General features: G+C 71.9%; 4 protein-coding genes. 3 read left to right on the top strand and 1 reads right to left on the bottom strand.

Annotated elements, in window-relative coordinates; genetic code table 11:
* Window positions 1-173: 173 nt before the first annotated feature.
* Window positions 174-731 (top strand): hypothetical protein, encoded by a 558-nt coding sequence (locus C5508_RS19015; protein WP_198598192.1) that lies wholly within the window; start codon window positions 174-176, stop codon window positions 729-731.
* 9 nt (window positions 732-740) lie between these two features.
* Here the strand turns inward: C5508_RS19015 and C5508_RS19010 are convergent, their stop codons facing one another.
* A complete protein-coding gene (locus C5508_RS19010) occupies window positions 741-1307 on the bottom strand; it encodes a type 1 glutamine amidotransferase domain-containing protein (RefSeq protein ID WP_104526471.1) in 567 nt (188 codons plus the stop codon).
* 58 nt (window positions 1308-1365) lie between these two features.
* Here C5508_RS19010 and C5508_RS19005 point away from each other — a divergent pair, with 58 nt between their 5' ends.
* Both C5508_RS19005 and proC read left to right on the top strand, forming a co-directional pair.
* Complete coding sequence (locus tag C5508_RS19005) at window positions 1366-2013, top strand: hypothetical protein (RefSeq protein ID WP_104526470.1); 648 nt, start codon at window positions 1366-1368, stop codon at window positions 2011-2013.
* Window positions 2010-2828, top strand: a complete 819-nt coding sequence (gene proC, locus C5508_RS19000; RefSeq protein ID WP_104526469.1) for a pyrroline-5-carboxylate reductase — start codon at window positions 2010-2012, stop codon at window positions 2826-2828. Before C5508_RS19005 ends, proC begins: the two co-directional genes overlap by 4 nt.
* The last annotated feature ends 533 nt before the right edge of the window (window positions 2829-3361 follow it).

The following is a 3361-nucleotide window of genomic DNA, read 5'->3' as shown; positions in this document are numbered from 1 at the left end:
TATACTACTGTATCCTTCTTTAATCTTTATATTCTATTAGTGTTTTTTGTCTGTTCATGTTTATTCATTATCTTAGTGTTTGTTATGTCTTATTTTTCGTGTTCATGTTAACGTCGACACCCGTGATCTCCACTAACCTCTTCGTCGACAGCTGCATAGTTGTATAACGGACAGTGACCGCGGGTCCGTCCACCGCGGCCATCCCCGGTCTCCGCCCCGACCGGAAGCCCGGCGTCCCGCAGCCGTCCGCGCCGGTCCCGCCCCTGCGTCGTGCGGCCGAGGCCGCCGGTGCCCAGCGGACCACGCCCCGCGGCGGCGGACGGACCGGCGAGGGCGAGGAGCGCCGCGGCGCCACCCGCACCGCGGAGCGCGAGAGCCATCCGCACACCGGCCCCATCCCCGTGGTCCGTGCCGACGACCTGCCCGACAGCGACCTCGACGGCACACCGCAGGAGAGCGCGCTGGCGTGGCTGCGGTTCGGCGGCGAGCTGCTGATCGCGCTGGCGACCGGCGTGGGCATCTACTTCGCGGCCACGGTCCTCTGGGAGATGGTGCCGCGGCTGGCGATGTTCCTGGCGCCGCTCGCGGTCACCGGCCTGGTGGCCGGCGTCAACCTCTGGCGGAACCGGCAGGGTGCCGAGCCGGTCGGTGCCCGGCTGCTCGCGGTGCTGGTCTTCGCCGGCACGCTGCTCACCATCGCCCCGGCCGCCAACCTGCTCGGCACCTCCTGACCGCCGGGGTCAGGCGTCGGTCGGCTGCTCCTCGCGGGATCCGGCGAACTCCTCGACGATCGCGGCGCCGAACGCGTCCAGGTCGTCGGGGTTGCGGCTGGTGATCAGGTTGCCGTCGACGACGACCTCCTCGTCCACCCAGTTCGCGCCCGCATTGCGCAGGTCGGTCTGCAGCGACGGCCACGACGTCATCCGGCGCCCGCGGACGACGTCGGCCTCGATGAGCACCCAGGGCGCGTGGCAGATGGCGGCCACCGGCTTCCCGGCCTCGAAGAACGCCTTCACGAACGTGACGGCGTCGGCGTCGGCGCGCACGAAGTCACCGTTGATGACGCCGCCGGGCAGGACCAGCGCCGCGTAGTCGTCGGGGTCGGCCGACCCGAGGTCGGTGTGGACGGTGCGCTTCTCGCCCTTGTCGATGTGCTCGTAGGCGGTGATCGTCCCCGTGCTGAACGAGACCAGTTCCGGTTCGGCGCCCGCCTCCTCCAGCGCCTGCCAGGGTCGGTCCAGCTCGACCTGCTCCACGCCGTCGGTGGCCAGCACGGCCACCCTCATCCCGTCCAGTTCTCCTGCCATGGGGCGGCGCTACCCGGCCGCCGGAGCGGACACACCCGGGCGCACTACGGTTTCGGACGTGCCTGCCGTCCTGCGTCCCCGCCGCCGTGCGCGACGGCCGCGCCGCCGTGCGCCGGTCGCCGAGGACGCCGTCCGGACCGCGGGCGACCTGGTCGCCGATGGGCGGCGGGTGGACCTGGCGCTCGCCGGCACGGTCTCCGACGCCGTCCTCGTCGACCTGGCCGACCGGGTGACCGGCGCGGGGATCGCGGCGGTTTCCGAGGTGACGCTGCCGGCCCGCGACCGGCTGCCGGTCGTCGGCGTCGCGCTCGCGCTGACCGGTCCTGTGCCCGACGTCGACCGGGTGGCGGCCCGGCTGCCGGCGGCCCGCCTCCTCGTCGACCCGACCGCGCCGGGCGCCGAGGGGCGTTGCCGCGCGCTGACCGGCCGCCGCGTCCGCCTGACCGCGGGACGGGGTGCCGGCGCCGGCCTCGCGTTCGTCCGGTGCCTCGCCGTCCTCATGGCCGGCGAGGGTGACCTCGCCGTCGCGACCACCGATCCACGACTGATCGCCATCACCGGAGAGCGCGCGGCCTGGAACGGTCGCACGTCCGACAGCTGGGAGTACGTCATGCCCTGGGGAGCCCCCACCGAGGAGCAGCACCGTTTGGTCGCTGCGGGCCACACCGTCCGCGTGCAGGTGCCCGTGCGCGGGAGCCGGGCATGACCGCCCCGGGCCGGCGCGGTCTGGCGATCATCGGCGGCGGGAAGATGGGAGAGGCCCTGCTGTCGGGGCTGGTCCGACGCGGGGGCCCGGACGGCATCGTGGTCTGCGAGCGCAGCGCCGAGCGGGCGCAGCAGCTCGCCGACCGGTACGGGGTGGGCACCGTGGATCTGGCCGGTGCCGCCGCTCGCGCCCGGGTGCTGCTGCTCGCCGTCAAGCCGCAGGACATCGACGGGCTGCTCGGGCTGGTCGCCGGGCACGTCGACACCGGTCACCTCGTGATCTCCATCGCCGCGGGCGTGCCGACGGCGCGGATCGAGGCGGCGCTGCCCGCGGGCGTCCCCGTCGTGCGGGTCATGCCGAACACCCCGGCCCTGGTGGACGAGGGGATGAGCGTGCTGTCGCCCGGCGCGCACGCGGAGGAGACGGACCTGGACGAGGCGGAGGCGCTGCTGGCCGCCGTCGGCCGGGTGCGGCGGGTGCCCGAGGCGCAGCAGGACGCCGCGACGGCGCTCTCCGGGAGCGGGCCCGCCTACTTCTTCTACCTCGTCGAGGCGATGGTCGACGCCGGGATCCTGCTCGGGCTCCCGCGCGCGCTCGCGGCCGACCTCATCGTCCAGACCGCCCTCGGCGCGGCCGTGATGATGCGCGACTCGGGGGAGCACCCGGTCCAGCTACGCGAGGCGGTCACCAGTCCCGGTGGGACGACGATCGCCGCGATCCGGGAGCTGGAGCGGCACGGTGTCCGCGCCGCCCTCATCGCCGCCATCGAAGCCGCGCACGCGCGCTCGGTGGAGCTCGGAGTCGACAAGTCGTGACGTCGACTCGTCGACCGTCACACGGCGAAGCGAGCCGAACACGATAGCGCTCGATTCGCTCGAATAGGTGGACGCAGCGTGATCGGACGTTCACGGTGTCGCGGAACGCGCCGGAACGCCTGTGTCGCGTGTTGCATACGTGTAGTTCTGCCGAGGACGGACCGGTCCGCCTGTTCGTTTCATCCATCGCATCAGTCACGCCTGTCCCCTTACGCTCAGTACCAGCGCATGCGTGTTCAGTTGCCGGTGGGGAAGCCGGCGCCACGACATGAGCTGGTACCGGAGACGAAGCCATGACCATGCCCCAGCGCCACGCTGCCGCCACCGTCGTCCGCCCCGGGATGCCCATCCCGCGCCCGATGGGTCGCCCGATGCCTGCTTCCGCCGTCGCCCGCCCCGTGCCGGCCCTGTCTCTTATCCTCCTCTTCCCCCTCCCCCCTCCCCCTCTCCCTCCTCCCCCGCGGGCGGCGTAGCCAGAAAAACAAAAAACGACGATCATCTCGAATCAGCTGCACGCAGAGCCACGACAACCA

This window comes from Blastococcus atacamensis (assembly GCF_002938425.1).
GTDB classification, from domain to species: Bacteria; Actinomycetota; Actinomycetes; order Mycobacteriales; family Geodermatophilaceae; genus Blastococcus; species Blastococcus atacamensis.
Note: the sequence above shows the minus strand (reverse complement) of the source record. Positions and strands in the feature narration are given on the sequence as shown.

What these genes read in the sequence shown, in the direction of transcription:
- proC (WP_104526469.1), top strand. Translation starts at nt 2,010, where the DNA reads ATGACCGCCCCGGGCCGGCGCGGTCTGGCGATCATCGGCGGCGGGAAG.
- C5508_RS19010 (WP_104526471.1), bottom strand. Translation starts at nt 1,307, where the DNA reads ATGGCAGGAGAACTGGACGGGATGAGGGTGGCCGTGCTGGCCACCGAC.